This window comes from Baekduia sp. (assembly GCF_035996765.1).
GTDB lineage: Bacteria > Actinomycetota > Thermoleophilia > Solirubrobacterales > Solirubrobacteraceae > Baekduia.
The window spans coordinates 64,264-86,722 of record NZ_DASYJG010000009.1 but is presented as its reverse complement, the minus strand read 5'-3'; the positions used below and the strand labels follow the sequence as shown (position 1 = coordinate 86,722).

Genomic DNA, 22,459 nt, shown 5'->3' with positions numbered 1-22,459 from the left:
TCGTCCCTCGACGCCGGTGGCTCAGCGCGAGCCGAGGTGGCGCAGGAACGGCGCCGGATCGAGCCCGCGGCCGGTCGCCGACTCCACGATCGGCTCGGTGTCCAACCGACGGCCGTGGCGGTGGACCTTCTCGCCCAGCCAACCCTGGATCGCCACCACGTCGCCGGCGGCCAGCGCGTCGTCCTGCGCGCCGAGCTCGGATTCCAGCGTCTCCCACAGTTGCGCCGCGATCATGCACCCCAACGCGTAGCTGGGGAAGTAGCCGAACGCGCCCGAGGACCAGTGGACGTCCTGCAGGACGCCGTCGGCGTCGCTGGGCACCGCGACGCCGAGCAGCCGCTGCATCCCGTCGTTCCACGCCGTGGGCAGGTCGGCGACCGAGAGCGTGCCCTCGACCAGCGCGCGCTCCAGCTCGAAGCGCAGGACGATGTGCAAGGGGTAGGTCGTCTCGTCGGCCGAGACGCGGATCAGCGACGGACGCACCGCGGTCAGCGTCGCGTGCACGGCGGTCGCGTCGGCGGCAAAGCCGGCGCTGGTCAGCTCCTGGGCCAGCACGCGCGCGAAGGCCGGATGGCGGCCGACGTGGTTCTCCCACAACTTGCTCTGGGACTCGTGGATCGACATCGAGGTCCCGTCGCCGAGGCTCGTCCGGGCGAGCTCCGGCGCGATCTGGCGGTCATAGAGCGCGTGGCCGAACTCGTGCATCGCGGCGAGCAATGACTCCAGCTGACCGTCCTCGTAGCGGGTCGTGATGCGGCTGTCGCGCTGGCCGATGTTGGTGGAGAAGGGGTGGCTGGAGACGTCGAGGCGCCAGCTGCCGTCGCGGACCCCGAAGCGGCGCAGCACGGCGGCGACGGCACGCTCCTGGGCTGCGATCGGCGGCTCCAGCGGCGGCTGCTGCGGGCGCGCCGACAGCTCGGAGACCAGCGGCGGCAGCGCGCTGCCCAGCGCGCCGAAGACCTCCTGGATGCGCTCCGCGGTCAACCCGTAGTCGTAGTCGGCCAGCAGCGCGTCATAGGGGCCGGCGTAGCCCTCGAAGCAGTCGGCGTAGGCGCGCGCGAGCTCGACGTTGCGCTCCAGCGCCGGGGCGAACTTGGCGTAGTCGTCGGCCGCGCGCGCGGCCTCCCAGATGTCCTGGCCGGCCGCAGAGGCCTGAGCCAGCTCGGCGGCGAGGTCGCCCGGGACGCGCTTCTGGCGGTCGTAGTCGCGGCGCGCGAGCCGGATGAGATCGCGGTCCAGTTCGTCGAGATCGGCGGTCGCGGCGTCGAGCGCATCGAGCCAGCCACCGACCTCGTCGGCGGTCGCGCGCTCATGGTGCAGGCGCGAGAGCGTCGCGACCTGGTCGGCGCGGTCGGGCCCGCCGTCGGGCGGCATCATCGTGCGCTGGTCCCAGAAGGCGAGGTGGCCGAGCAGCGAGAGGTCGGCCAGCTCGGCGAGCCGGGCGCGGAGGGCGTCGAGGGCGGCGGGCATGGCCGACAGCCTATGGCGTGGGCAACAGCTGGGAGAACCCTGAGGACAGAGACTTATGCGCGCTTAGGGCGTTCTTGATGCTGAGGCAAGCGCACCGGCGCACAGTGTTGCCATGACCCCCTCCTCAAAGCTTGCCGCCTTCGGCGCCTGCGCCCTCATCGCGGGTGCCGGTGGCGCGGGCGTCGCCGCGGTCGTCGTCGACGGCCACGGCACCTCCTCCATGGCCACCACGGCCGCCGCCGATCGCGGCACCGTCCGCCCGGTCGCCGCGACCACCGATGACACCGCCAAGAACGTCTACGACGGTGCCAAGGATGCCGTGGCTTACATCAGCGCCCAGACCGCTCAGGGCACCGCCACCGGCTCGGGCTTCGTCGTCTCCAGCGACGGCAAGATCATCACCAACGAGCACGTCGTCGACGGCGCCACCTCGGTGACCGTCAAGCTCGGCACCAGCGGCAAGGAGCAGACCGCCCAGGTCCTCGGCGCCGACGCCTCCAAGGATCTCGCCCTGCTCAAGGTCGACCCGGGCTCGACCAAGCTTCACGCGCTCTCCTTCGGCGACTCCTCCAACATGCAGGTCGGCGACAACGTGTACGCCATCGGCAACCCCTATGGGTTGGACCACACGCTGACCAGCGGCATCGTCTCGGCGCTCAACCGCGACATCCAGGCTCCCAGTGGCGCCACGATCCCCGGTGCGATCCAGACCGACGCCGCGTTGAACCCCGGCAACTCGGGTGGCCCGCTGCTCGATGCTGACGGCAAGGTCGTCGGCGTCAACTCGCAGATCGCCTCGGCCGGCACGTCGTCCTCGGGCGAGTCGGGCAACGTCGGCATCGGCTTCGCGATCCCGTCCAAGCTGGTGCAGGCCTTCGCCGAGAACCCGACGAGCACGCCGGCCCAGAGCGACTCGCAGCAGACCCAGCAGGACCCGCAGCAGAGCCAACAGGATCCGCAGGATCCCCAGCAGGGCCAGGTTGATCCACAACAGGATCAGCAGCTGCAGCAGGAGCTTCAGCAGCAGCTCGAGCAACAGCAGCAGGACGGCAGCCAGCAGGCCGACCCATACGGCGACCAGCAGGCTGACCCCTACGGCAGCCAGGACCAGTCCGTCCCTGAGCTCGCGCTCCCCGGCGGCTATTAGGTCTGGGAGGGCCTACGGCGCGGCGTGCATCGGGATTCCGAGCCGCCGCGCCACCGCCGGCACGAGCGTGCCCTGGCCGAGCACCGAGACCAACACCACCACGAACACGATCCCGTAGATGCGGTCGGCTTCATCGACCGCCTGCAGCACCCCGAAGGCGGCGAGCAGGATCGGCACCGCGCCCTTCAATCCGCTCCAGGCGATGAACGCCTTCTCGTTGCCTCGCAGGTCGGCACGGGCCAGCGTGGCGGCGATGACCGCCGGGCGCACGACCAGCCCGAGCACGACGGCGATCGCCGCGCCCTCCAGCCAGTCACGGGTGCTCAGCATGTCGAGATGGATCGTGAGGCCGAGGGCGACGAAGACCACCACCTCGGCCAGCGTCGCCAGCGTGGCACCGAAGCGCACGATCTCGCGCTGATGGGCGACCTCGACGTCGCTCAGCCGCAGGCCGAAGAGGAACACGGCCAGGAAGCCTGAGCCGTGCGCGACCGACGTGACGCCGTAGAGCGTCGCGGCCGCACTCAGCGCGAAGACGGCGTGCAGTGTGTCGCTCGGCAGACGCACCCGGTGCAGCAGCGGGATCAGCAGGGCGGCGCCCGCCAGGCCCAGGGCCGCGCCGACGACCATCTCGACGCCGAACTCGCGCACGATCACCCACGCGGTCGCGTCGTCGTGGGTGGCCAACTCGATCATCCCGATCATCAACGCGATCCCGGCCGGATCGTTGACGCCCGCCTCACCCTCCAGGATCGTCCCCGAGCGGCCCTCGATCTCTCGCCCGCCGAGCACCGAGAACATCACCGCCGGATCGGTCGGCGCAAGCGCGGCGCCGATCAGCCCGGCGGTCATCCAGCTCATGCCGAGCACGGCATGGGCGAAGAGCGCGACGAGCCCCGCGGTCGCGAACGTCCCCAGCAGCCCGATCGACAGCACCGGCCCCGCGGAGCGCCGCAGCCGCCGCCAACCGATGTCCATCCCACCGTTGAACAGGATCACGATCAGCGCGACGACCGCGATCCGCTCAACGGTCTTGATCGGCACGTCGTAAAGCGACGGCCACAGATCCGACGCGATCGCCGCGGCAACCAGGAAGATCGCCGGCGCCGGAATCGGCACATGGTCCGTGATCCGGGTGGAGAGGATCGCCAGCGAGAAACCGCCGGCGGCGATCAGGACGATGGTGGCGAAGTCGGCGATCTCGGTCATGTGCGGTCGCCCCAGTACCAGTCGTCGAATGCCCAGCGCTGCACGGCGCGCCACCGCTTGCGATCGCGTGCGAACAGCGCAAGCTCCTCGTCGGTGCGCGCCGTGCCCGGTGCGGCGCTGCGGCAGGCGATGCCCGGCTCGCGGTCGTCATAGGCGCCTCGCCCGACCGGTTGGCAGGTTGCGTGCGGGATCGTCACGCCCGCGGCGTCCTTCGGGTAGGTCGTGGGAAGGCCGGCCGAGGCACAACCCGCGTCGGTGAGCACGTCGACGTAACGCGCTTCCGCGAGGTCAACCGCAACGAGGACAAACGCCTCGCCGGGGTCGAGGTCCTCCGGGCCGTAGGGCTGGTCGGCGAGCAGCCGGTCGACGTTGCGCCGCGCCGTCTGACGGTCGCGGTTGAGGTAGAGCACGGGAAACGAGCCCGGCGGGTTCCAGCGACCGCCGCGCTCACGGGCATGTTCAGGATCGAGCGGATCGCTCCACTGCGGGTCGGCGACGCGCAGGTACCGGCCGCTGCGTGCGATGTGGCGCCGCCTCACGCGGTCTGCGCAGGATCGAACGAGGCACGGACGAGCGCCAGCAACTCGTCATGGCGGTCCGCGGCGATCATCTCGAGCATGGTGAGGCCACCGTAGGCGGCTGCGGGACGGCGCGCGATGCCGGGGATGCGCTCGACCTTCAGCTTGCGGGCGAGGAGGTCGGCCAGCGAGGCGACCGTCGTGACCTTCGCCACGCGCGAGGACGGGATGCCGGCGGTGCGCCACTGGGAGATCGCCTGACGTCGGACACCGAAAAGCGACCCGAGCTCGGTCTCGCTGAGGGCCAAGGTCTCGGCTGCCGTGTCGAGCGGCGTCGTGGGCGATGCGATCTCCTGGCGGACGGCGGCGAGGAACGACAGCATCGCCGTGTCGTCGACATCCCAATGGGCGGTGCCTGCATGCGTCGGGATGGTCAGGACGTCGGTATCGGGCAGCGTCGCGCGGACGCGGGCGACGAGGTCTAACGCGAGCCCGTTGGCCGGACCGTAGGCGCCGACCCAGTTCGAGAAGACGGCGCCGGCCGCGCCCTCGTCGAGCGCGGCGAGCGGCGCGCGGGCGGGGCGGCCCTCGACGTCGGCGACCAGCAGGTTGCCGTCGGCGTCCTTCATCACGATGTCGGGCCGCGCCGCGTGCGTCGCGGCGAGCACATCGGCTGTGAGCTCGCGATAGCGGCGAACGTAGTCGCGCACGGCGGGGCGGTTGCCCTGCATCGCGCGCCGTGCGGAGCTCGCAAGCTGCCGCACGTCGGCATCCGGCACGAGGCGCTCGATCGCGGAGAGCACGTCATCGATGTCGTTGGCGTGAAGGGCGGTCTCGGTCGCTCGGGCTTGATCCTGGGCGAGAGTCGGCATGGCCCTCACAATAGCGCAAGCTAAACGCAATCGCAAGCTATGCGCAAGTGCGTAGCTCAGACCCGCGTCATGCCTGATGCCCACGGCGATAACCTGGATCGTTGATGCTGACCGCGACCGACCGCAGCACCGCGCCCGTCCGGCGCGTCCGGATCCTGACCGCCGGGGGCACCATCGCGATGATGGGCGAGGGCGGTGCCACGCCGGAGCTGGATGCCGAGGCGCTCGTCGCCAGCGTCCCGGGCCTGCAGGTCTTCCCGGACCTTGAGGCGATCACGGTTCTCAACAAGCCTTCTGCGCACCTGACGCTCGAGGATCAGCTGCGCATCTGCCGCGCGGCGCGCGACGCCGCCCGCCGCGGCATCGGCGTCGTGGTCACCCACGGCACCGACGTCCTGGAGGAGACCGCGATGCTCTGCGACGTCCTCCACGACGCTGACGCACCGATCGTCTTCACCGGGGCGATCCGCCCGGCCAGCGCCGCCGGCGCCGACGGGCCCGCCAACCTCGTCGACGCCGTCAGCGTCGCGGCCAGCGCTCCGGCCGCCGGGATGGGCGTCCTGGTCGTCTTCGGCGGCGAGATCCACCACGCGCGCTGCGCGCGCAAGACCGACACGACCTCGCTGGTCGCCTTCTCCTCGCCGCAGACCGGTCCGCTGGGGCGCGTCACCGAGGGCCATCCGACGATCTGGTCGCGGATCCCGCGCAACCCGCCGCTCGACCCGCCGTCGCTGGAGAAGCGCGTGCACATCGTGCCGTCCTCTTCGGGCGACGACGGCACGCTCGCGCGCGCCGCGCTGGACACGGCGCCCGACGGCATCGTCCTCGGCACGCTCGGCGCCGGCCACCTGACGCCTGCGCTGCTGGAGATCTGGGCCGAGGCCGCGCGCGAGATCCCGATCGTCGCCTACTGCCGGCCCGAGCGCGGCGTCGTGCTCAACGCGACCTACGGCTACGCGGGGTCCGAGCGCGACCTGCGCGGCACGAAGATCATCCCGGCCGGCTTCCTGTCGCCGCAGGCGATCCGGATGAAGCTGCTGGCGTGCCTGTCGGCGGGGCTCGACGTCGAAGAGACGCGCTGGGCCTTCTCGCAGGATGATGGGTAGTCCAGCGCCAAGTTAGGGTGCGCACCATGCGCGCCCTGCAGATCACCGAGCTGACCGGCCCCGACACCGCTCTGAAGCTGGTCGACGTTCCCGAGCCCGAGCCGTCGCACTTCATGACGCCGGGCAGCGGCGTCCTCGTCGATGTCGAGGTCGCCGGCGTCTCGTTCCCCGAGGTGCTGCAGACGCGCGGCGAGTACCAGGTCAAGCCGCCGCTGCCGTTCATCCCCGGCAGCGAGGTCGGCGGCACCGTGCGCAGCGCACCCGAGGGCGCCGCCGTGCAAGCCGGCGATCGCGTCGCCGCGTTCTGCATGCTCGGTGGCTTCGCCGAGGTCGTCGTCGCCCCCGAGTTCATGACCTTCAAGCTGCCCGACGCGCTCGACTTCGCCCAGGGCGCGGCGTTGGTCCTCAACTACCACACCGCTTACTTCGCGTTGAAGCTCCGTGGTCGCCTCGCCGAAGGCGAGTCCGTGCTCGTGCACGGCGCAGCCGGCGGCGTCGGCACGGCGGCGCTGCAGGTCGCCAAGGGCCTGGGTGCCAAGACGATCGCGGTCGTCTCCAGCGACGACAAGGAAGGCGTCGCGCGCGACGCGGGCGCCGACGAGGTCGTGCGCTGCACCGGCCGCTGGAAGGAGGAGGTCCAGGAGCTGTCGGGCGGCGGCGTCGACCTCGTCCTCGACCCGGTCGGCGGCGATCGCTTCGCCGACTCGCTGCGGTCGCTGCGCGAGGGTGGCCGCGTCGTCGTTGTCGGCTTCACCGGCGGCGCGATCCCCGAGGTGAAGGTCAACCGGTTGTTGTTGAACAACACCGAGGTCATCGGTGCGGGCTGGGGCGCCTACATCATGTCCAAGCCCGACGTGACCCGCGGGATCGGCGCGGCGCTCGACGAGTTGATCGCCGCCGGGTTCGTGAAGCCGATCGTCGGTCAGCGCTTCCCGCTGGACCGGGCCGCCGATGCGCTGAAGCTCATCGACGGCCGCGGAGCGACGGGCAAAGTCGTGCTCGACGTGCGGTAGGACTACACCTCGACGAGGACGGGCGCTTCGACAGGCGCCTGAGCATCGCCTGCGGTCTCGGGCGCCGGCGCCTTGCGGCGCGGGAGCATCAGGGCGGGGATCGCGGCGAGCGCGATGATGCCCGCCGCCCACCAGAACGTGTGGCCGAAGGCGTCGGCGAGCGCCGGGGTGATCTGTGCCCGCTCGGCCACCGGCACCGACTGGGCGGCAGCGAGCCCCGCGCCATCGGCGGCAGGGAAGGCGCTGGTGAGCTGGTGGGTCAGCACGACCGACAGCAGCGCGGTGCCGATCGAGCCGCCGACGCGCTGGATGATGTTCAACGCGGTCGTGGCGCGTGCGAGCTGCTGGCGCTGCAGCGTCTGGTAGGCGGCGCTCATCGCGGGCATCATCGCCGCGCCCATGCCCAACCCCATCAAGAACTGGCAGCTGCCCAAGAACCAGAAGGAGGTGACGGCGCCGACCTGCGTGAAGCCGACCATGGCGGTGAAGAGCAGCGCCAGGCCACCGAGGACGATCTTGCCCGGTCCGGTCTCGTCGGTCAGCTTGCCGGCGATCGGCATCATGATCGCCGCGCCGACGCCCTGCGGCGCGAGCAGCAGGCCGGCGTCGAGCGCCGACTGGCCGCGGACCACCTGGTAGTAGAGCGGGATCATGAACATCGCGCCGAACATCGCGGCGGCGAACGAGAACGTCGTCGCCGAGGCGGCGCTCATGGTCCGGACCTTGAACAGCTTCACATCGATCAGCGGCCAGGCGTGGCGCGCGGCGTGGAAGATGAACGTGCCGATCAGCGTGGCGCCGACGATCATCGGCAGCCACGCCTTCGTGGCGCCGAGGCCGCCCGAGGACGAGGTCTCCGCTAGGCCGTAGACGAACGCCGAGAGGCCGGGCGAGAGCAGAATCAGTCCGACCCAGTCCAAGCGCTGGTGGGCGGCGGGCTCGTCGCGCGGCAGGAGCCTCGCGGCGGCGGCCAGCGCAACGGCGCCGATCGGCAGGTTGACGTAGAAGATCCAGCGCCACGAGACGTCGTCGACCAGCCAGCCGCCGAGGATGGGGCCGATGATCGGGCCCATCAGCATCGGCACGCCGACGATGCCCATCACGCGGCCCATGCGCTGCGGGCCGGCCGCCTGGGACAGGATCGTCATGCCCGCGGGCATGATCATGCCGCCGCCCAGTCCCTGCAGGATGCGGAAGCCGATCAGCGACTCGGCCGACCATGCCATGCCCGACAGCGCCGAGCCGGCGAGGAAGAGGCCAATCGAGATCATGTACAAGCGCTTGGTGCCGAAGCGGTCCGCCGCCCAGCCGGTGAGCGGGATCACCGTGGCCAGCGCGAGCATGTAGCCCGTCGAGACCCACTGGATCGTGGCCAAGGACGTGTTGAAGTCCTTGGACAAGGTGTTGATCGCGACGTTGACGATCGTCGTGTCGAGGATCGACATGAACGTGCCGAGCACGACGACGGCCGAGATGCTGATGAGCGCGCGGTCGAAGACCTTCTCGCGCGGGGTGGCTGCGGGTTCCGGGGAGGTGGAGGTCATGCGGGTTCCTCGGCGCGTGGGGACGCGCAGTCGGGGCTGGCGGGGTCTTGGAGGAGGAGCGGGGTCAGCGCGGTGCTGAGGGCCGCGCGCTGGTCGGGCTCGAGGCGCTCGACGATGCGCGTCAGGCCCTTCAGGCGCGCGGCGGTGATGCGGGCGATGGCGTCGGACCCGACCGCGGTCAGCGACAGGCGCTTGACGCGTCGGTCGCTGTCGTCGTCGCGCCGGGAGACGAGCCCTGCGCGGACGATGACGTCGACCGCGCGGCCGGCGGCCGCGGGGGAGAGGCCGACGAACTGCGCGAGCTCGGACGGCGTGAGCTCGCGTCCGGTGCCGTCGAGGATGTGCAGGATCTTGAGCTGGGTCATCGACAGCTCGAGCTCTTCCACGATCTGGAAGACCTCGGTCTGTGCCGTGCGCATCGCCGTGCTCATGAACCGTGCGATCTCGTCGGCCAGCTGCTCTGCGGAGACGCCGGTCGTGTGCATCGGCGCAAATAGTAACGCACACGCAAAGATCGCGTGGACGTCTGTCTTTGCGCAGACGTCAGCTAGTTCCGTTCCCATAGGCTGCCGCGCATGCCCACCTTGGATCGCGACGGCGATGTCTACGTTTTGAACCTCGGCGACGACGAGAACCGCTTCAACCCCGACTGGGTCGGCGCGGTCTCCGCGTTGCTCGACGAGGTCGCGGCCGCGCCCGAGCCGCGTGCGCTGGTCACCACCGCCACGGGCAAGATCTGGTCCAACGGCCTCGACCTCGAGTGGATGGGCGCGAACCCGGGCGAGGTGCCGGCGTTCGTGCCGCGCGTCCACGCGCTCTTCGGTCAGATGCTCGGGCTCCCGGTGCCGACGGTGGCAGCAATCCAAGGACATTGCTTTGCCGCGGGCGCGATGCTTGCGGTTGCTCATGACTTCCGGGTCATGCGCGCCGACCGCGGCTACTTCTGCCTGCCCGAGGTCGACATCCACATTCCGTTCACGTCGCCGATGGCCGCGCTGATCCAGGCGCGGCTGTCGAAGGCGACAGCGCATGAGGCGATGACGACCGGCCGTCGCTATGGCGGCGCCGACGCGGCGGCTGCCGGGATCGTGGACGCCGCGGTCTCCGAGGATCGCGTCCTGGCCGAGGCCGTCGAGCGCGCGGGCGCGCTGGCGGCCAAGCACGGGCCGACGCTCGGTGCGATCAAGGCGGGGATGTACGGCGAGACGCTGGCCCTGCTGGGCGACCTCACGCCGATCGCGTTTGGCTGACGATGGACTGAGCGCGCTGCGCGCGTCGCTGGCCGAGCGGCTGAACGCGCTGCGGGAGGTGCCGGTCGGCGAGCTGCCGCCGGCGCTGCTGGACGTGGTGGTGCAGCGGTTCGCTGTCTCTTCGCAGGAGTTGGTGCTGGTGCTCCCGCGCGTGTGGGAGCAGTTGCGCCACGAGGAGGGCGGCGCGGGGCGGCCGATCCCGTACTGGGCGCGACCGTGGCCGAGCGGGCTGGCGCTGGCGGCGTCACTGGTCGACGAGCCGGTGAGACGGTCCCACCCACCCCCGCGGGTGCTGGAGCTCGGCTGCGGCTTGGGGGCGCCGAGCGTCGTGGCGGCGCGGTCGGGGGCGGCGGTGCTGGCGACCGACGGCGCGGCCGATGCTGTGGCCTTTGCTGCACATGCGCTGGCGCTCAACGAGGTCGTCGCCGACGTGGCGGTCGTGGATTGGGCGGCGCACGGCGAGGCGCTCGTCGAGCTGGGGCCGTTCGACGTGGTCCTGGCCGCTGATGTCCTCTACACGCGGGCAAACGTCGAGACCGCGCTGCGGCTCTGGCCGCGGCTGCTGGGCGAGAGCGGCGTGCTGCGCCTCGCCGATCCTCAGCGCGCGGGCACGCGCGACTTCCTCGCCGCGGCGCGAGGGACGTTCAGCGTGGTGTCGCAGCGGCAGGACGATGGCGTTGCGCTGCACGTCCTGCGTCCCTTGCGAGGTGGCGGCGCGTGAGGCTCGTCGTCGGAACCCTCGCTCGTCGCGGGTCGAGTTGTCAGGGACAATGCCGGTCAACTCGACCAGCACTGTCATGGGACGATCGCGGCGGTGGGCGTTCATGAGCGGGGTCGTTGGGGTGCTCCTGGCGGCGGGCGTTGGGTCGCGGTTCGGCGGCGACTTGCCCAAGGTGCTGCATCCGTTTCGCGGGCGGCCGTTGCTGACGTGGCCGCTGGCGGCGCTGCGCGAGGGTGGAGTGGACCGCGTTGTTGTCGTTCTTGGTGCGCGAGCCGACGAGGTGGCGGCGGGCGCGGCCTTTGGTGATGCGGAGATCGTGCGCTGCGCGGAGTGGGCCGAGGGCCTGAGCGCGTCGCTGCGCGCGGGAATTGCGGCGGCCGCGGACGGCGGCGCCGAGGCCGTGGTCATCGCCCTCGGCGACCAGCCGCTGCTCGACGCGCGCGCCACCGCCCGCGTCATCGCAGCGCGCGCGCCGACCCAGCTCGACGCGATCCGCGCCACCTACGCCGACGTGCCGGGCCACCCGACGCTGCTGGAGTCCTCGACGTTCGCCGCCATCTCGCGCCTGCGCGGCGAGACCGGCGCCCGCACGCTCCTCGACGATCCCACGACCCGCGTCCGCCTCGTCGCCTGCAACGGCCTCGGCCGTCCCGACGACGCCGACACGCCCGAGGCGCTGGCCCATCTCGAAGCACTGGACTGAGTGATCCAGAGGACTCGCGTCGAGGACGGATCGCAACTGAACGTTGACATCCAACGTCCAAGTGCGATCCGTCCTCCGGGCGCATCCGCATCACCCACCCTGGCCGCTAGCGGACGACGAGCCAACGCCCCGAGGCATCGATCCCGCTCGTTCTCTTCGCTGCCAACAGATCACGCCGCGCGCTGCGGCAGCGGTCGCGCTGGGCTCCACTAGGCCGGCGTGCCGTCCCGCCGCAGGACGCGGCCGATCGGCTCGCCGACGAGCCGGCCGTCGCGGGCGATGGTCGTACCGCGCAGCACCGTGCGGACGACGCGGCCGCGCAGCGTGCGACCGACGAATGGGCTGAGGCGGTGGCGATCGAGAAGATCGTCGCGCGTGACCAGCCACTCCCGTGCGGGGTCGAGCAGCAGCAGGTCCGCGTCGACACCGACGGTCAACGAGCCCTTGGCCGGCGCCAGGCCGAAGCGCGCCGCCGGCGCGCCCGCCGTGAGCGCTGCCAGGCGCGCGACGTCCAGCCCTCGCGCCACCACACCCGAGTCATACAACAACGCCACGAGCGTCTGGGCGCCCGGGATGCCGCCCCAGGCCGCGAAGTGGTCAGCGCCGGTGTCCTTCAGCGCGGCCGGCGACGGCGAGTGGTCGGTCGCCACGAGGTCGATGTCGCCGCCGAGCAGGCGCGCCCACAGCTCCTCGACCACCGCCGCCGGCCGCAGCGGCGGCGCGCACTTGGCGGCGGCGCCCAGCCGCTCGGCATCCTCGGCATCGAGCACCAGATAGTGCGGGCAGGTCTCGCAGCTCACGTCGACACCGCGCGCCCGTGCCTCGGCAATCGCCGTCACCCCGCGGCCGCTGCTGACGTGGACGACGTGCAGCGCGCAGCCGGTCTCGGCGGCAAAGAGCATCGCGCGCTCGATCGCCTCGACCTCGGCGATGACCGGCCGCGACGCGCGGTAGTCGCGGACGCCCATCCGGCCAGCGGCCAGCGCTCGTGCCGCGAGCCGCCCGGTCAGCACGTCGCTCTCGGCGTGGACCGCCACCGGCAGCCCGAGCCGCGCCGCTCGCGCCATGCCTTCCAGCAGCGTGAGGTCATCGGCCGCGACGAACTCGGCGACGCCGCTGGCCGACATGAAGGCCTTGAAGCCGACGACGCCGGCCGCGGCCAGCTCGTCGAGGCGGTCGAGCGGACCGGGCACCAAGCCGCCCCACAGCGCCACGTCGATCCGCGTGACCCCACGCGCCGCGGTGACCTTCGCGGCGAACGCCGCGCCGTCCACCGTCGGCGGGATCGCGTTGAGCGGCATGTCGATTGCGGTCGTCGTCCCGCCGGCCGCCAGCGCCGCGGTCCCGGTGGCAAAGCCCTCCCAGTCGGTGCGCCCCGGGTCGTTGAGGTGCACGTGCGCGTCGACAGCGCCCGGCAAGACGAGCAGCCCGGCGGCGTCGATGATCTCGGCGCCGCCGCCCGCCAGCTCGGGCTCCAATGCGGCGATCCGCCCATCGACCACACCAACATCGAGCGTGGCCGGCGCGCCGTCGCCCGCGACGACCTGCCCACCACGGATGATCAAGTCGAAGCTCATCGCGCGCTCGCCAGCCCCCGCACGAAGGCGTACAATACGTCGAGCGCGACGCTCACGTCCGCCGGTGCGACCGCCTCGGCGGGGTTGTGGCTCAGCCCGCCCGTGCAGCGCACGAACAGCATCGCGATCGGGCAGAGCGCCGACAGCGCGACGCCATCGTGGCCGGCGCCGCTAGCCAGCCGCACGTCCGGCAACGCGAGCCCGCGCGCGGCCTCCGCCAGGCGCTCGGTAAGGGCGTCATCAACCGCGATCGCCGGGTTGTCGAGGCGCACGTCCCAGCTCATGTCCAGCCCGCGTGCCCCCGCGATCGCCGCCGCCCGCGCCCGCAGCTCCTCTACCGCACCATGGCGGACGCGATCGTCGGCATGGCGGACATCGAGGAAGGCGATCGCCCCGCCCGGCACGACGTTCGGCGCCCCCGGCAGGACGCTCAGCCGCCCGACGGTCGCCAGCAGCCCGTCGGTCTCTCGCGCCGCTGCCTCACAGGCCAGCACCAGTTCGGCGACCGCCGGCGCGGCATCGCGCCGCAACGCCATCGGCACCGTCCCGGCATGGCCGGCCAGCCCGGTGAAGCGGACCTCCGCACGCGTCGCGCCGGCGATCCCCGTCACCACACCCACGGGTGCTCCGCGCTCTTCCAGGACCGGTCCCTGCTCCATGTGAAGCTCGACGTAGCCGAGCAGCTCGTCGCCGCGTCGCGAGGCGCTGCCGCTCGCGCCCGGCAGCGCGCCGGGATCGCCGCCGAACGAGCGCAATGCGGTCCGCACGCTCACGCCGTCGTCGTCGACCATGTCGAGGAGCGCCGGCTCGAACGTCCCGGCCACCGCGCGGCTGCCGAGGTACGCCGTGCCGAAGCGCAGCCCCTCTTCATCGGCGAAACCGAGCACGTCGATGGCGAACGGCAGCGCGACGCCCTCTTCGCGCAGCCGCTCCACGAGCGCGATCGCGGCGATCACCCCGAGCGGCCCGTCGAAGGCACCCGCGTCGCGCACCGTGTCCAAATGCGACCCCACCAACAACGTCCCGGCCAGCGCCGAGGTCCCCGGCCGTCGCCCGACGAGGTTGCCGGCCGCGTCCATGCGCACCGTCATGCCGGCCTCGCGCATCCAGGACCCGACGATCGCGTTGGCGCGTGCCATCGCCGGCGTCGCGAAGCGCCGCGTCAACCTGCCCTGCTCCTCGCTGACGCCCGCCAGCTCGCGGCAGCGCTCGACGATCTGCTCGCCGGCCTCCACTAGGAGCCGCGATAGGTCGAGTACGACCACGGCGTGACGAGCAGCGGCACGTGGTGGTGCGCGCCGGCGTCGGCGATCCCGAAGCGCACCGGCACGACGTCCAGGAAGGGTGGATCGGCGGCCGGACCGCTGCCCGCGAAGTACGCCCCCACGGCGAAGCGCAGCTCGTACACGCCGACCTCCAGCGCCCCGGGCGCCACCAGCGGGGCGTCGGTGCGCCCGTCCTCGTTGGTCACCGCCGCCGCGATCCGGACCTCCTCGCGCCACAGCTCGATCGCCACGCCGCGCGCGGGGCGCCCGTGCGCGACGTCGAGGACATGGGTCGTCAGCGCACCGGTCATGGCGGCCATTGAACCACCCGCCGCGCCGCTCACGGTCTGATGCGGTAGTGCAGATGCACGGTGCCGCCGGCGAAGCGGCGCTCGTCGAGAAGCTCGAGCGGGAGACGGAGGCCGTCGGGGAGCGCGGGCTTGCCGCCGCCGATGATGATCGGTGCGTGAAACAGGTGTAGCTCGTCGACCAGTCCCGCTCGGAGCGCCTCGGCGGCGAGGGCGGGACCGCCGATGGTGATGTCGCGCTCCGAGGTCTCCTTGAGCTGCCGGATCGCGTCGGGGTCGAAGGCGCGCTCGATCCGCGTTCGGGCGCTGGTAGGTGTCGCGAGCGTCGTCGAGTACACCACCTTCTCAGCCGCCTGCCAGATCCGCGCGTAGTCGTGGACGACGGCGTCCGCGGCGTCCCCGCTCGTCGGCGCGGTCTCCCAGTAGACCATCGTCTCGTACATTCGGCGTCCGTAGAGACAGGTGCCGATCGGTCGCTCGAGGTCGTTGACGAACGCGTGCAGCTCCGCGTCGGGCGCCGACCAGTCGAACGCGCCGTCGGCGTCCTCGGTGTAGCCGTCGAGCGACGCGATTGCCGCGTAGATGAGCTTGGCCATGGAGGGATTGTGCCTCAACGATCCAGGGCCAACGTGATGAGGCCGTAAGCGGGGAAGGCCGAGGTGTAGGTCTTGCTCAGCGGCTCGGCGTCTTCCGCGCCCGGGACGGGGTCGTAGGTGTGGTTCTCACCGCGGAAGGAGACCTGCGACAGCGCCGGGAAAGCAGCGAGGAGCCGTGTGCCCATCTCGTGCACGAGGTGCTGGATCGACTCGGAGACGAACGCGTCGAAGGTGGACAGCACGAGCGCCAGGATCTCCTCGGACGGGACGCGGTCCTCGCCGATCGCGTCCGCGATGTTGCCGTAGCGCCAGCGGACATCAAGGTGGATGAACAGCGGCCGGTCGCCGCGCTCGGGCAAGGTGGTGTCGTCGTCGCGCGCGAACTTCGTAAACGCCGATCCGGTCGTCTTGAGCAGCCGCAACCCCAGATGGCCCGCCCGATGGTCGACCAGTGCGATCTCGCCGCCGGTCTGCGACAGCTCGAGCTCGACCACGTCGTGGTCGCCGTCGACGCGGCGAAACAGCCGGCCGGTCTCCGCGATCCACGGCTGCTGCACCGCCCACAGCCGCAGCCCCTCCATCTCCGGGTAGGTCGCCAGGAAGCCGCGTCCCAAGTCGTATAACAAGCCGTCCAGCGTGGCGCCGTCGTACTCGTGCGCGCGCCGCAGGATGACGTTCTTCATGGTGTCGGTTGCGACCACCGCCGAGTTGTCGCCCTCGGTGTAGGCGGGTAAGAAGCTCTGGCCGAGGACCTCCATGCTCACGTCGGCGGCCAGCAGCCGCTCGCCGCGGACGAGGTGGACCGGCACGGAGAGCTTGCCGTAGGAGATGCGGGCATCGGTCAAGCGGAGGTCCCTCCCGGAACGTCGTCGGTGGCGAGGTCGACCACGCGCAGCGCCGCGATCTTCGCGATCTCGGCCAGCGCCGTGCGCTCCTCGGTGTCAGGGTCGTGTGCCAGCCGCTCGGCGGCGGTGGCGATGATCGAATCGGCGGTGTGCTCGCGCGCGCAGACGACGAACGGGAAGCCGAAGCGCTCGCGATAGGCGGCGGTCAGCTCGAGGAGCCGAGCGTGCTGCTGGGGCGTGAGCCGATCCAGCCCCGCTGCGGCCTGTTCGCGCGTGGACTCCGCGGTCAGCGTGCCGGCGATCGCGGCCTTGCCGGCCAGCTCGGGATGGGCGCGGATGAGCGCCAGACGCGCGCTGCACGGAGCACCGTCGACAACGGCGACCATGGCCGCGTGCAGCGCGGCGACCGAGGCGTAGGGCCCGCCCTCCCAGGCGGCTTCCGCGATCCACGGCGACGCCTCGAAGACCCCGCCGAAGCGCGCCACGAAGGCGTCTCGGTCCGTCATCCAGAGAGCACCGTAGCCGGTCGCCGACGCACGCCGCAATGGCGCAGACCGCGTGCAGTACATTCCGCCTCATCGTCCATCGACGCCTTGGTCAGGCGAGGATCGCTTCCTGACCGTCCTGCAACCACGCACCATCGACGACGCCCTCGCGGCCCGTGCCGCGCACCCCGACGCGACCGTCGTGGCCGGTGGGACCGGCGTGCTCGTCGACCTCAACGGCGGCGTCGAGGCGGCCACCTTGATCGACCTCTCCCGCGTTGCCGGCCTGCGCGATGCCGTGCGTGACGGCGACACCGTCCGTCTCGGCGCGGGCGTGACCTACACCGACGTGCTCGAGCATCACGCTGCCGACCTGCCCGGGCTTGCCGCCGCGGCCCGGACCGTCGCCTCGCGCCAGGTCCGCAACCGCGCGACGCTGGCCGGCGCGCTGGTCCTCGGCGATCCCTCTGGCGATGCACTTGCCGCCCTCGGCGCCGCCGAGGCTCACGTCGAGATCCACGGCCCTCGCGGCCGGCGCACGGTCGCCGCCGACCGCTTCATCACCGGGCCCGGCGTGTGCGACCTGCGCGCCGACGAGCTCGTCACCGCGCTGCTGGTGCCGGTCGCCGACGGTCCCGTCGCCTACGCCAAGGCGGGTGCGCGCAACGCGATGGCGCGCGCGGTCTGTGCGGTGGCGATCGCGCTGCACCCTGCGCGCCGGACGGTCAGCGCCTGCGTCGTCGGCGCCGGGTCGACCGCGATCCGGCCGGACGTGGCCGAGGCGCTGGTCGCGGCCTCGTGGGACGCGCTCGACGACCCGGCGACCGCTGAGCGCTTCGGCGCGCTGGTCGCCGCGGCGGTCGACCCGATCCCGGATGCGCGCGGCTCGGCGGCCTACCGCCGGCACATCGCGGGCGTGCTGGCCGGCCGCGCGCTGCGTCGCGCGGCGGCGGAGGTGGTGGTCGCACCGTGAGGCTCACCGTCGACGGCACGTCGCATGAGATCGACGACGGTCACGGCGGCCAGAGCCTGTTGCGGGTTCTGCGCGATGTGTTGCAGCTCACGAGCGCTAAGAACGCCTGCGAGCAGGGCGAGTGCGGCTCCTGCACGGTGGCGATCGATGGTGAGATCGCGTGCGCCTGCCTCGTCCTCGCGGCACAGGCCGACGGGGCGCGCGTGGAGACCGCGGCGTCGCTCGCGTCGTCTGACGACGGTGCGCTCCATCCGTTGCAGGAGGCGTTCCTGCACGCCGGCGCGGTGCAGTGCGGCTTTTGCACGCCGGGCCTGATGGTCGCCGCGCGCGACCTGCTGGCACGCGACCCGGACCCGAGCGAGGCCGACATCCGCGAGGGGCTCAACGGCAACCTCTGCCGCTGCACGGGCTACCAGAAGATCATCGAGGCGGTCCGGTTGGCCGCGCAGGGGGAGGGCTCGCGATGACGGTGACCGTGGTCGAAGGCTGTGCGATCGCGACCGTCGACGATGCGGCGACCGAGATCGCCGACGGCCACCTCGTCATCGACGGCGACCGACTTGTCGCGGTCGGTCCGGGGCCGGCGCCGGCGGACGAACGCGAGCGCGCGACGCGCCGCATCGACGCGACCGGCAAGCTCGCCACGCCGGGCCTCATCAACTGCCACCACCACCTCTATCAGTGGGCCACGCGCGGCTACGCGCAGGAGGCCACGTTGTTCGAGTGGTTGGTCGCGCTCTACCCGGTCTGGCAGCACATCGACGGCGCGGTCGTCGCCGCCGCTGCGCGGGCAGGGCTCGCGTCGCTGGCCCGCTCGGGCTGCACGACCACGACCGATCACCACTACATCTTCCCGCGCCAGGCGGGCGATCTACTTGCCGTCGAGATCGACGCGGCGCGCGCGATCGGGCTGCGCTTCCATCCGTGTCGCGGGGCGATGGACCTTGGCGTGAGCGCCGGTGGCCTGCCGCCCGACGACGTCGTCGAGGACCGCGATGCGATCCTCACCGCTTGTGCCGAGGCGATTGACCGCCATCACGATCCGAAGCCGGGGGCGCGCGTGCGGATCGCGCTCGCGCCCACCTCGCCCTTCAGCGTCACCGAGGAGCTGATGCGCGAGACCGCCGAGCTCGCGCGCGCCCGCCGCGTGCGGCTCCACACGCATCTGGCCGAGACCGACGACGAGGAGCGCTTCTGCCTGGAGCGCTTCGGCGTGCGGCCGCTGCAGTACTTGGACAACTTGGGCTGGCTCGGCGATGACGTCTGGCTTGCGCACTGCGTGCATCTCAACGACGATGAGACCGCGCGGATGGGCGCGACCGGCACCGGCGTCGCGCACTGCCCGACCTCCAACGGTCGGCTGGGTGCCGGCATCGCGCCGGTGCCGGGACTGCTGGCCGCGGGCGTGCCCGTTGGCCTGGGGGTGGACGGCGCCGCCTCCAACGAGTGCGGGGAGCTGGTCGACGAGCTGCGCGCCGCGATGGTGCTGGCGCGCGCCAAAGCGGGACCGACGGCGCTGACCGCGCGCCAGGCGCTGACGATGGCCACCCGCCACGGCGCGTGCTGTCTGGGCCGGGAGGACGAGTTGGGGCACTTGAGCGTCGGCGCGCTGGCCGACGTCGCGCTCTGGGATCTCGATGAGGTCGGCTTCGCCGGCATCGATGATCCCGTCGCGGCGCTCGTCTTCGGTCCGACGCGTCCCGTGGACACGCTGCTGGTGGGCGGCGAGGTCGTCGTGCAGGACGGCGAGCTGCGCACGGCTGACCCGCTGACGCTGGCGGCCGACCTGCGGCGTGAGAGTGCGCGGCTGCGGGCGGTGGCGCCACGATGAGCACGGGCCGCTTCGGCGCGCGGCTGCCTCGCAGCGACGGCCCCGCCAAGGTGGCGGGCGAGTTCTTGTACTCCTCGGACCTCCACGTCCCGGGGATGCTCCATGGCGTGACCGTCCGCAGCCCGCACGCATCGGCGCTCGTCCGGGCGATCGACACGCGCGCGGCGTGCGCGCTGCCCGGCGTCCGGGCGGTTCTGACCCACGAGGACGTCCCCGGCGACAAGCTCGTCGGCACGATCATCCCTGACCAGCCAGTGCTGGCGATCGATCGCGTCCGCCACCACGGCGAGCCGGTCGCGATCGTCGCTGCCGAGGATCCAGTGACCGCGCGTCGCGCCGCCGCGCTGGTCGCTGTCGCATACGAGCGGCTGGAGCCGCTGGTCAGCGTGCCGCGGGCGCTGGCCGACGACGCGCCCGCGCTGCATCCTGGCGGCAACTGCCTGCGCAGCGTCCCGATTCTGCGCGGCGATCCGCAGGCCAGCGGCGACGTGGTCATCCGCGGCCGCTACGAGGTCGGCATCCAGGACCAGGCGTTCCTCGGGCCGGAGTCCGGGTTGGCCATCCCCGACGGCGAGGGCGGCGTCAAGCTCCACGTCGCGACCCAATGGCTGCATGTCGACCGCGACCAGATCGCGGCGGGCCTGGGTCTGCCGAGCGAGCGCGTGCACGTGGTCCTGGCCGGCGTCGGTGGTGCGTTCGGCGCCCGCGAGGACCTCTCGATGCAGCTGCACGCCTGCATGCTCGCGCTGCACTGCGGCGCGCCGGTGAAGATGGCTTACCGGCGCGAGGAGTCGTTCGCGGGTGGCCATGTCCATCGCCATCCCGCCTGGATGGAGTACGAGCACCACGCCGATCACGATGGGCGGCTGATCGCTGTGCACGCTCGGATCTGGCTGGACGGGGGCGCCTATGCCTCCACCTCTCCGGCCGTCATCGCCAACGCCACCACCTTGGCCGTCGGCCCCTACGCGGTCGACAACGCCGATCTCCTCGGCATCGTCGCCTACACCAACAACACCCCGAGCGGGGCGATGCGCGGCTTCGGTGCCGTGCAGGTTGCCGTGGCCTACGAGGCCCAGATGGACCGGCTGGCGGCGGCGGTCGGGCGTGACCCACTGGCGGTACGGCGGCTGAACGCGCTGCCGCAGGGCGGGACCTTGCCGACGGGGCAGGCGGTGCGCGGGCCCGTCGCGACCGTGGCGTTGCTCGATGCGCTGGAGGCGCGGGCGCTCCCGGGCCCGGTGGCTGACGTGCGCGACCTCCCGGGAAGCAGCTTCGGCGCGACGCTCGGCGAGGGCGTGCGCCGCGGTGTCGGCTATGCGGCCGGCTTCAAGAACATCGCCTTCTCGGAGGGCGTCGATGATCCCGCCACCGCGCGCGTCCGGTTGCTCGTGCGCGAGGGCCGCGTGCTGGCCGAGGTCTCCACCGCGGCCGCCGAGGTCGGCCAGGGCGTGCTCGGGGTTCAGGAGCAGATCGCGCGCACCGAGTTGGGTGTCGAGGAGGTCACGGTCCTGCCCGCCGACACGGCGATCGCCTCCGCCGGCTCGGCCTCGGCCTCGCGCCTGACGTGGATGATCGGCGGAGCGGTCAAGCTCGCCTGTGCCGCGGTGCAGACCGCGGTGCTGGAGCGCGCGGCGGCGGTGCTCGGCGACCGCGAGACGGCGCTGACGCTGCGCAACGGCGCGATCTGGTCTGGCGGCGATCGCGTCCTGGAGCTGGTCGCGGTGGTTGGTGGCGAGCCGATCGCGTGCACCCGCACCTATCGCCACGGGCTGACCGAGGCGCTCGATCCCGAGACCGGCCAGGGCGACTCGCATGCCGGCTTTGCCTTCGTCGCCCATCGCGCGGTTGTCGACGTCGACGTCGAGCTGGGGCTCGCGCGCGTCGTCGAGCTGACCTGTGCGCAGGACGTCGGCAAGGTGGTCAACCCCATGGCCTTGGAAGGGCAGCTGGAGGGCGGGTCGATCCAAGGACTTGGCCTTGCCCTGAGCGAGGAGTTGCTGCTCGGCGAGGATGGACTCGTGCAGACGCGCTCGTTCGGCAGCTACCGAATCCCGACGATTGTCGACGCCGCACCCGTGCCGTCGATCGTGCTGGAGCTCGGCGATCCGGCCACGCCGTACGGACTGCGCGGGGTGGGGGAGCTGCCGTCGATCTCGTCGACGCCGGCGATCCTCGCTGCCCTGCGGGCGGCCACGGGCCATGCGCTGACGCGGGCGCCGGTGCGGCCGGAGGATCTTGTCGTCCATGAGGAGGAGGCGCGATGACCGAGCGCTCACGCGGTGCGCTGGGCCGCGGCTACACGGTGGTGACACCGGCCAACCACTACCCGAGCCGGCTGCCGGAGTTCGGTGACCAGCCGGTCGTCAAGCTCGTGACACCGCGGCTGGCGCCGTCGCGGATCGGGGAGTACTTGGTGGTGTTGGATGCCGGTGGTGGGACGGCGCGCCGCGTTGGTGCGGGCTACGAGCGGTTCTTCTACGTCTTGGACGGCACGGTCACGCTGAGCACCGCGGCGAGCGAGCGGCGGGTGCTGAACGCGGGTGGCTTCGCCTATTTGCCGTCGGACATGGCCTATGAGTTGCAGGCCGGCGACGGTGGCCAGGCGCGTCTGCTGATCGTCAAGCGCATTTACGAGAGTCACGCGGCCCACGACGCGCCGGCGGCGCTGTCGGGCCACCGCGATGACGAGTCGTTTGCCGAGACGGCCGTGCCCGGCTTCACCCGGCGGGAGCTGCTGCCCGTCGACGACCCGTCCTTCGACTTCGTCATGTCCTTGTTGCGCTTCGACGCCGGCGTCGGCCTCGACAAGATCGAGGTCCACGACGAGGAGCATGGCCTCTGGATGACCGAAGGCGCTGGGACGTACGTGCTCGGCGCCGATGAGCACGAGGTCCGCGCCGAGGACTTCATCTACATGGCGCCGTACTGTCCGCAGGGCTTCACGGCGAGCGCCGACGGTCCGGCCGAGTACCTGTTGTACAAGGACACCTGGCGGGACGGCTTCTGAGGAACACTCGCCCAGA

Annotated in this window: 23 protein-coding genes; 11 read left to right on the top strand and 12 right to left on the bottom strand. The window is 71.9% G+C overall.

Translation table 11 applies throughout. From position 1 onward, the window contains the following. Positions 1-21: 21 nt before the first annotated feature. Positions 22-1,470, bottom strand: a complete 1,449-nt coding sequence (locus VGO10_RS01855; RefSeq protein WP_327464555.1) for a carboxypeptidase M32 — start codon at positions 1,468-1,470, stop codon at positions 22-24. Positions 1,471-1,582: 112 nt separating this feature from the next. Between VGO10_RS01855 and VGO10_RS01850 the strand changes: the two genes are divergently transcribed. Continuing rightward, entirely contained in the window at positions 1,583-2,617 is a 1,035-nt protein-coding gene (locus VGO10_RS01850; protein ID WP_327464553.1) for a S1C family serine protease, read from the top strand. Between the two features lie 12 nt (positions 2,618-2,629). Here the strand turns inward: VGO10_RS01850 and VGO10_RS01845 are convergent, their stop codons facing one another. The 3 genes from VGO10_RS01845 to VGO10_RS01835 are packed head-to-tail and all read right to left on the bottom strand — an operon-like array spanning position 2,630 to position 5,216. Beyond that, positions 2,630-3,826, bottom strand: coding sequence for a cation:proton antiporter (locus tag VGO10_RS01845; protein ID WP_327464551.1), 1,197 nt, complete (start codon positions 3,824-3,826; stop codon positions 2,630-2,632). Next, positions 3,823-4,365: an RES family NAD+ phosphorylase gene (locus tag VGO10_RS01840; protein WP_327464549.1), complete on the bottom strand. Its 543-nt coding sequence runs from the start codon at positions 4,363-4,365 to the stop codon at positions 3,823-3,825. Before VGO10_RS01840 ends, VGO10_RS01845 begins: the two co-directional genes overlap by 4 nt. After that, a complete protein-coding gene (locus VGO10_RS01835; RefSeq protein ID WP_327464547.1) occupies positions 4,362-5,216 on the bottom strand; it encodes a hypothetical protein in 855 nt (284 codons plus the stop codon). Before VGO10_RS01835 ends, VGO10_RS01840 begins: the two co-directional genes overlap by 4 nt. A 104-nt stretch (positions 5,217-5,320) precedes the next feature. Between VGO10_RS01835 and VGO10_RS01830 the strand changes: the two genes are divergently transcribed. Beyond that, on the top strand, positions 5,321-6,322 hold the full coding sequence (locus VGO10_RS01830; RefSeq protein WP_327464545.1) for an asparaginase: 1,002 nt from the start codon (positions 5,321-5,323) through the stop codon (positions 6,320-6,322). Positions 6,323-6,348: 26 nt separating this feature from the next. Further along, entirely contained in the window at positions 6,349-7,335 is a 987-nt protein-coding gene (locus tag VGO10_RS01825; protein ID WP_327464543.1) for an NADPH:quinone oxidoreductase family protein, read from the top strand. Positions 7,336-7,337: 2 nt separating this feature from the next. On the opposite strand, the gene VGO10_RS01820 is transcribed toward VGO10_RS01825, so the two are convergent. Beyond that, positions 7,338-8,879: a DHA2 family efflux MFS transporter permease subunit gene (locus VGO10_RS01820; protein ID WP_327464541.1), complete on the bottom strand. Its 1,542-nt coding sequence runs from the start codon at positions 8,877-8,879 to the stop codon at positions 7,338-7,340. Further along, entirely contained in the window at positions 8,876-9,364 is a 489-nt protein-coding gene (locus VGO10_RS01815; protein ID WP_327464539.1) for a MarR family winged helix-turn-helix transcriptional regulator, read from the bottom strand. Before VGO10_RS01815 ends, VGO10_RS01820 begins: the two co-directional genes overlap by 4 nt. Before the next feature lie 90 nt (positions 9,365-9,454). Between VGO10_RS01815 and VGO10_RS01810 the strand changes: the two genes are divergently transcribed. The 3 genes from VGO10_RS01810 (at position 9,455) to VGO10_RS01800 (ending at position 11,553) form a co-directional block, all read left to right on the top strand. Then, positions 9,455-10,129, top strand: coding sequence for an enoyl-CoA hydratase-related protein (locus tag VGO10_RS01810; RefSeq protein WP_327464537.1), 675 nt, complete (start codon positions 9,455-9,457; stop codon positions 10,127-10,129). Beyond that, a complete protein-coding gene (locus VGO10_RS01805) occupies positions 10,122-10,850 on the top strand; it encodes a class I SAM-dependent methyltransferase (RefSeq protein WP_327464535.1) in 729 nt (242 codons plus the stop codon). Before VGO10_RS01810 ends, VGO10_RS01805 begins: the two co-directional genes overlap by 8 nt. Positions 10,851-10,953: 103 nt before the next feature. Then, entirely contained in the window at positions 10,954-11,553 is a 600-nt protein-coding gene (locus tag VGO10_RS01800) for a nucleotidyltransferase family protein (RefSeq protein WP_327464533.1), read from the top strand. A 209-nt stretch (positions 11,554-11,762) separates the two neighbouring features. On the opposite strand, the gene allB is transcribed toward VGO10_RS01800, so the two are convergent. The 6 genes from allB to uraD are packed head-to-tail and all read right to left on the bottom strand — an operon-like array spanning position 11,763 to position 16,650. Further along, complete coding sequence (gene allB / locus VGO10_RS01795; protein ID WP_327464531.1) at positions 11,763-13,130, bottom strand: allantoinase AllB; 1,368 nt, start codon at positions 13,128-13,130, stop codon at positions 11,763-11,765. Further along, positions 13,127-14,395 carry an allantoate amidohydrolase gene (locus VGO10_RS01790; RefSeq protein WP_327464529.1) on the bottom strand — a complete coding sequence of 423 codons (1,269 nt, stop codon included), beginning with the start codon at positions 14,393-14,395 and terminating at the stop codon, positions 13,127-13,129. Before VGO10_RS01790 ends, allB begins: the two co-directional genes overlap by 4 nt. Next, the gene (gene uraH / locus VGO10_RS01785; RefSeq protein WP_349258909.1) at positions 14,365-14,706 is read right to left on the bottom strand and encodes a hydroxyisourate hydrolase; all 342 of its coding nucleotides are present in this window, start codon (positions 14,704-14,706) and stop codon (positions 14,365-14,367) included. The genes VGO10_RS01790 and uraH overlap by 31 nt, the downstream gene beginning before the upstream one ends. 29 nt (positions 14,707-14,735) lie before the next feature. Further along, positions 14,736-15,299 carry a dihydrofolate reductase family protein gene (locus tag VGO10_RS01780; protein ID WP_327464525.1) on the bottom strand — a complete coding sequence of 188 codons (564 nt, stop codon included), beginning with the start codon at positions 15,297-15,299 and terminating at the stop codon, positions 14,736-14,738. Positions 15,300-15,313: 14 nt separating this feature from the next. Next, positions 15,314-16,144 (bottom strand): hypothetical protein, encoded by an 831-nt coding sequence (locus VGO10_RS01775; protein ID WP_327464523.1) that lies wholly within the window; start codon positions 16,142-16,144, stop codon positions 15,314-15,316. Then, the gene (gene uraD / locus VGO10_RS01770) at positions 16,141-16,650 is read right to left on the bottom strand and encodes a 2-oxo-4-hydroxy-4-carboxy-5-ureidoimidazoline decarboxylase (RefSeq protein WP_327464521.1); all 510 of its coding nucleotides are present in this window, start codon (positions 16,648-16,650) and stop codon (positions 16,141-16,143) included. Before uraD ends, VGO10_RS01775 begins: the two co-directional genes overlap by 4 nt. Before the next feature lie 52 nt (positions 16,651-16,702). Between uraD and VGO10_RS01765 the strand changes: the two genes are divergently transcribed. Genes VGO10_RS01765 through VGO10_RS01745 form a run of 5 tightly spaced genes read left to right on the top strand, consistent with a single transcriptional unit; the run spans position 16,703 to position 22,443 of the window. Further along, complete coding sequence (locus tag VGO10_RS01765; protein WP_327464519.1) at positions 16,703-17,602, top strand: FAD binding domain-containing protein; 900 nt, start codon at positions 16,703-16,705, stop codon at positions 17,600-17,602. Next, positions 17,599-18,069: a (2Fe-2S)-binding protein gene (locus VGO10_RS01760; RefSeq protein ID WP_327464517.1), complete on the top strand. Its 471-nt coding sequence runs from the start codon at positions 17,599-17,601 to the stop codon at positions 18,067-18,069. Before VGO10_RS01765 ends, VGO10_RS01760 begins: the two co-directional genes overlap by 4 nt. Beyond that, positions 18,066-19,433, top strand: a complete 1,368-nt coding sequence (locus VGO10_RS01755) for an 8-oxoguanine deaminase (protein ID WP_327464515.1) — start codon at positions 18,066-18,068, stop codon at positions 19,431-19,433. Before VGO10_RS01760 ends, VGO10_RS01755 begins: the two co-directional genes overlap by 4 nt. Continuing rightward, entirely contained in the window at positions 19,430-21,700 is a 2,271-nt protein-coding gene (locus VGO10_RS01750; protein ID WP_327464513.1) for a molybdopterin cofactor-binding domain-containing protein, read from the top strand. The genes VGO10_RS01755 and VGO10_RS01750 overlap by 4 nt, the downstream gene beginning before the upstream one ends. Further along, a complete protein-coding gene (locus tag VGO10_RS01745; RefSeq protein WP_327464510.1) occupies positions 21,697-22,443 on the top strand; it encodes a cupin domain-containing protein in 747 nt (248 codons plus the stop codon). The genes VGO10_RS01750 and VGO10_RS01745 overlap by 4 nt, the downstream gene beginning before the upstream one ends. Positions 22,444-22,459 lie beyond the last annotated feature (16 nt).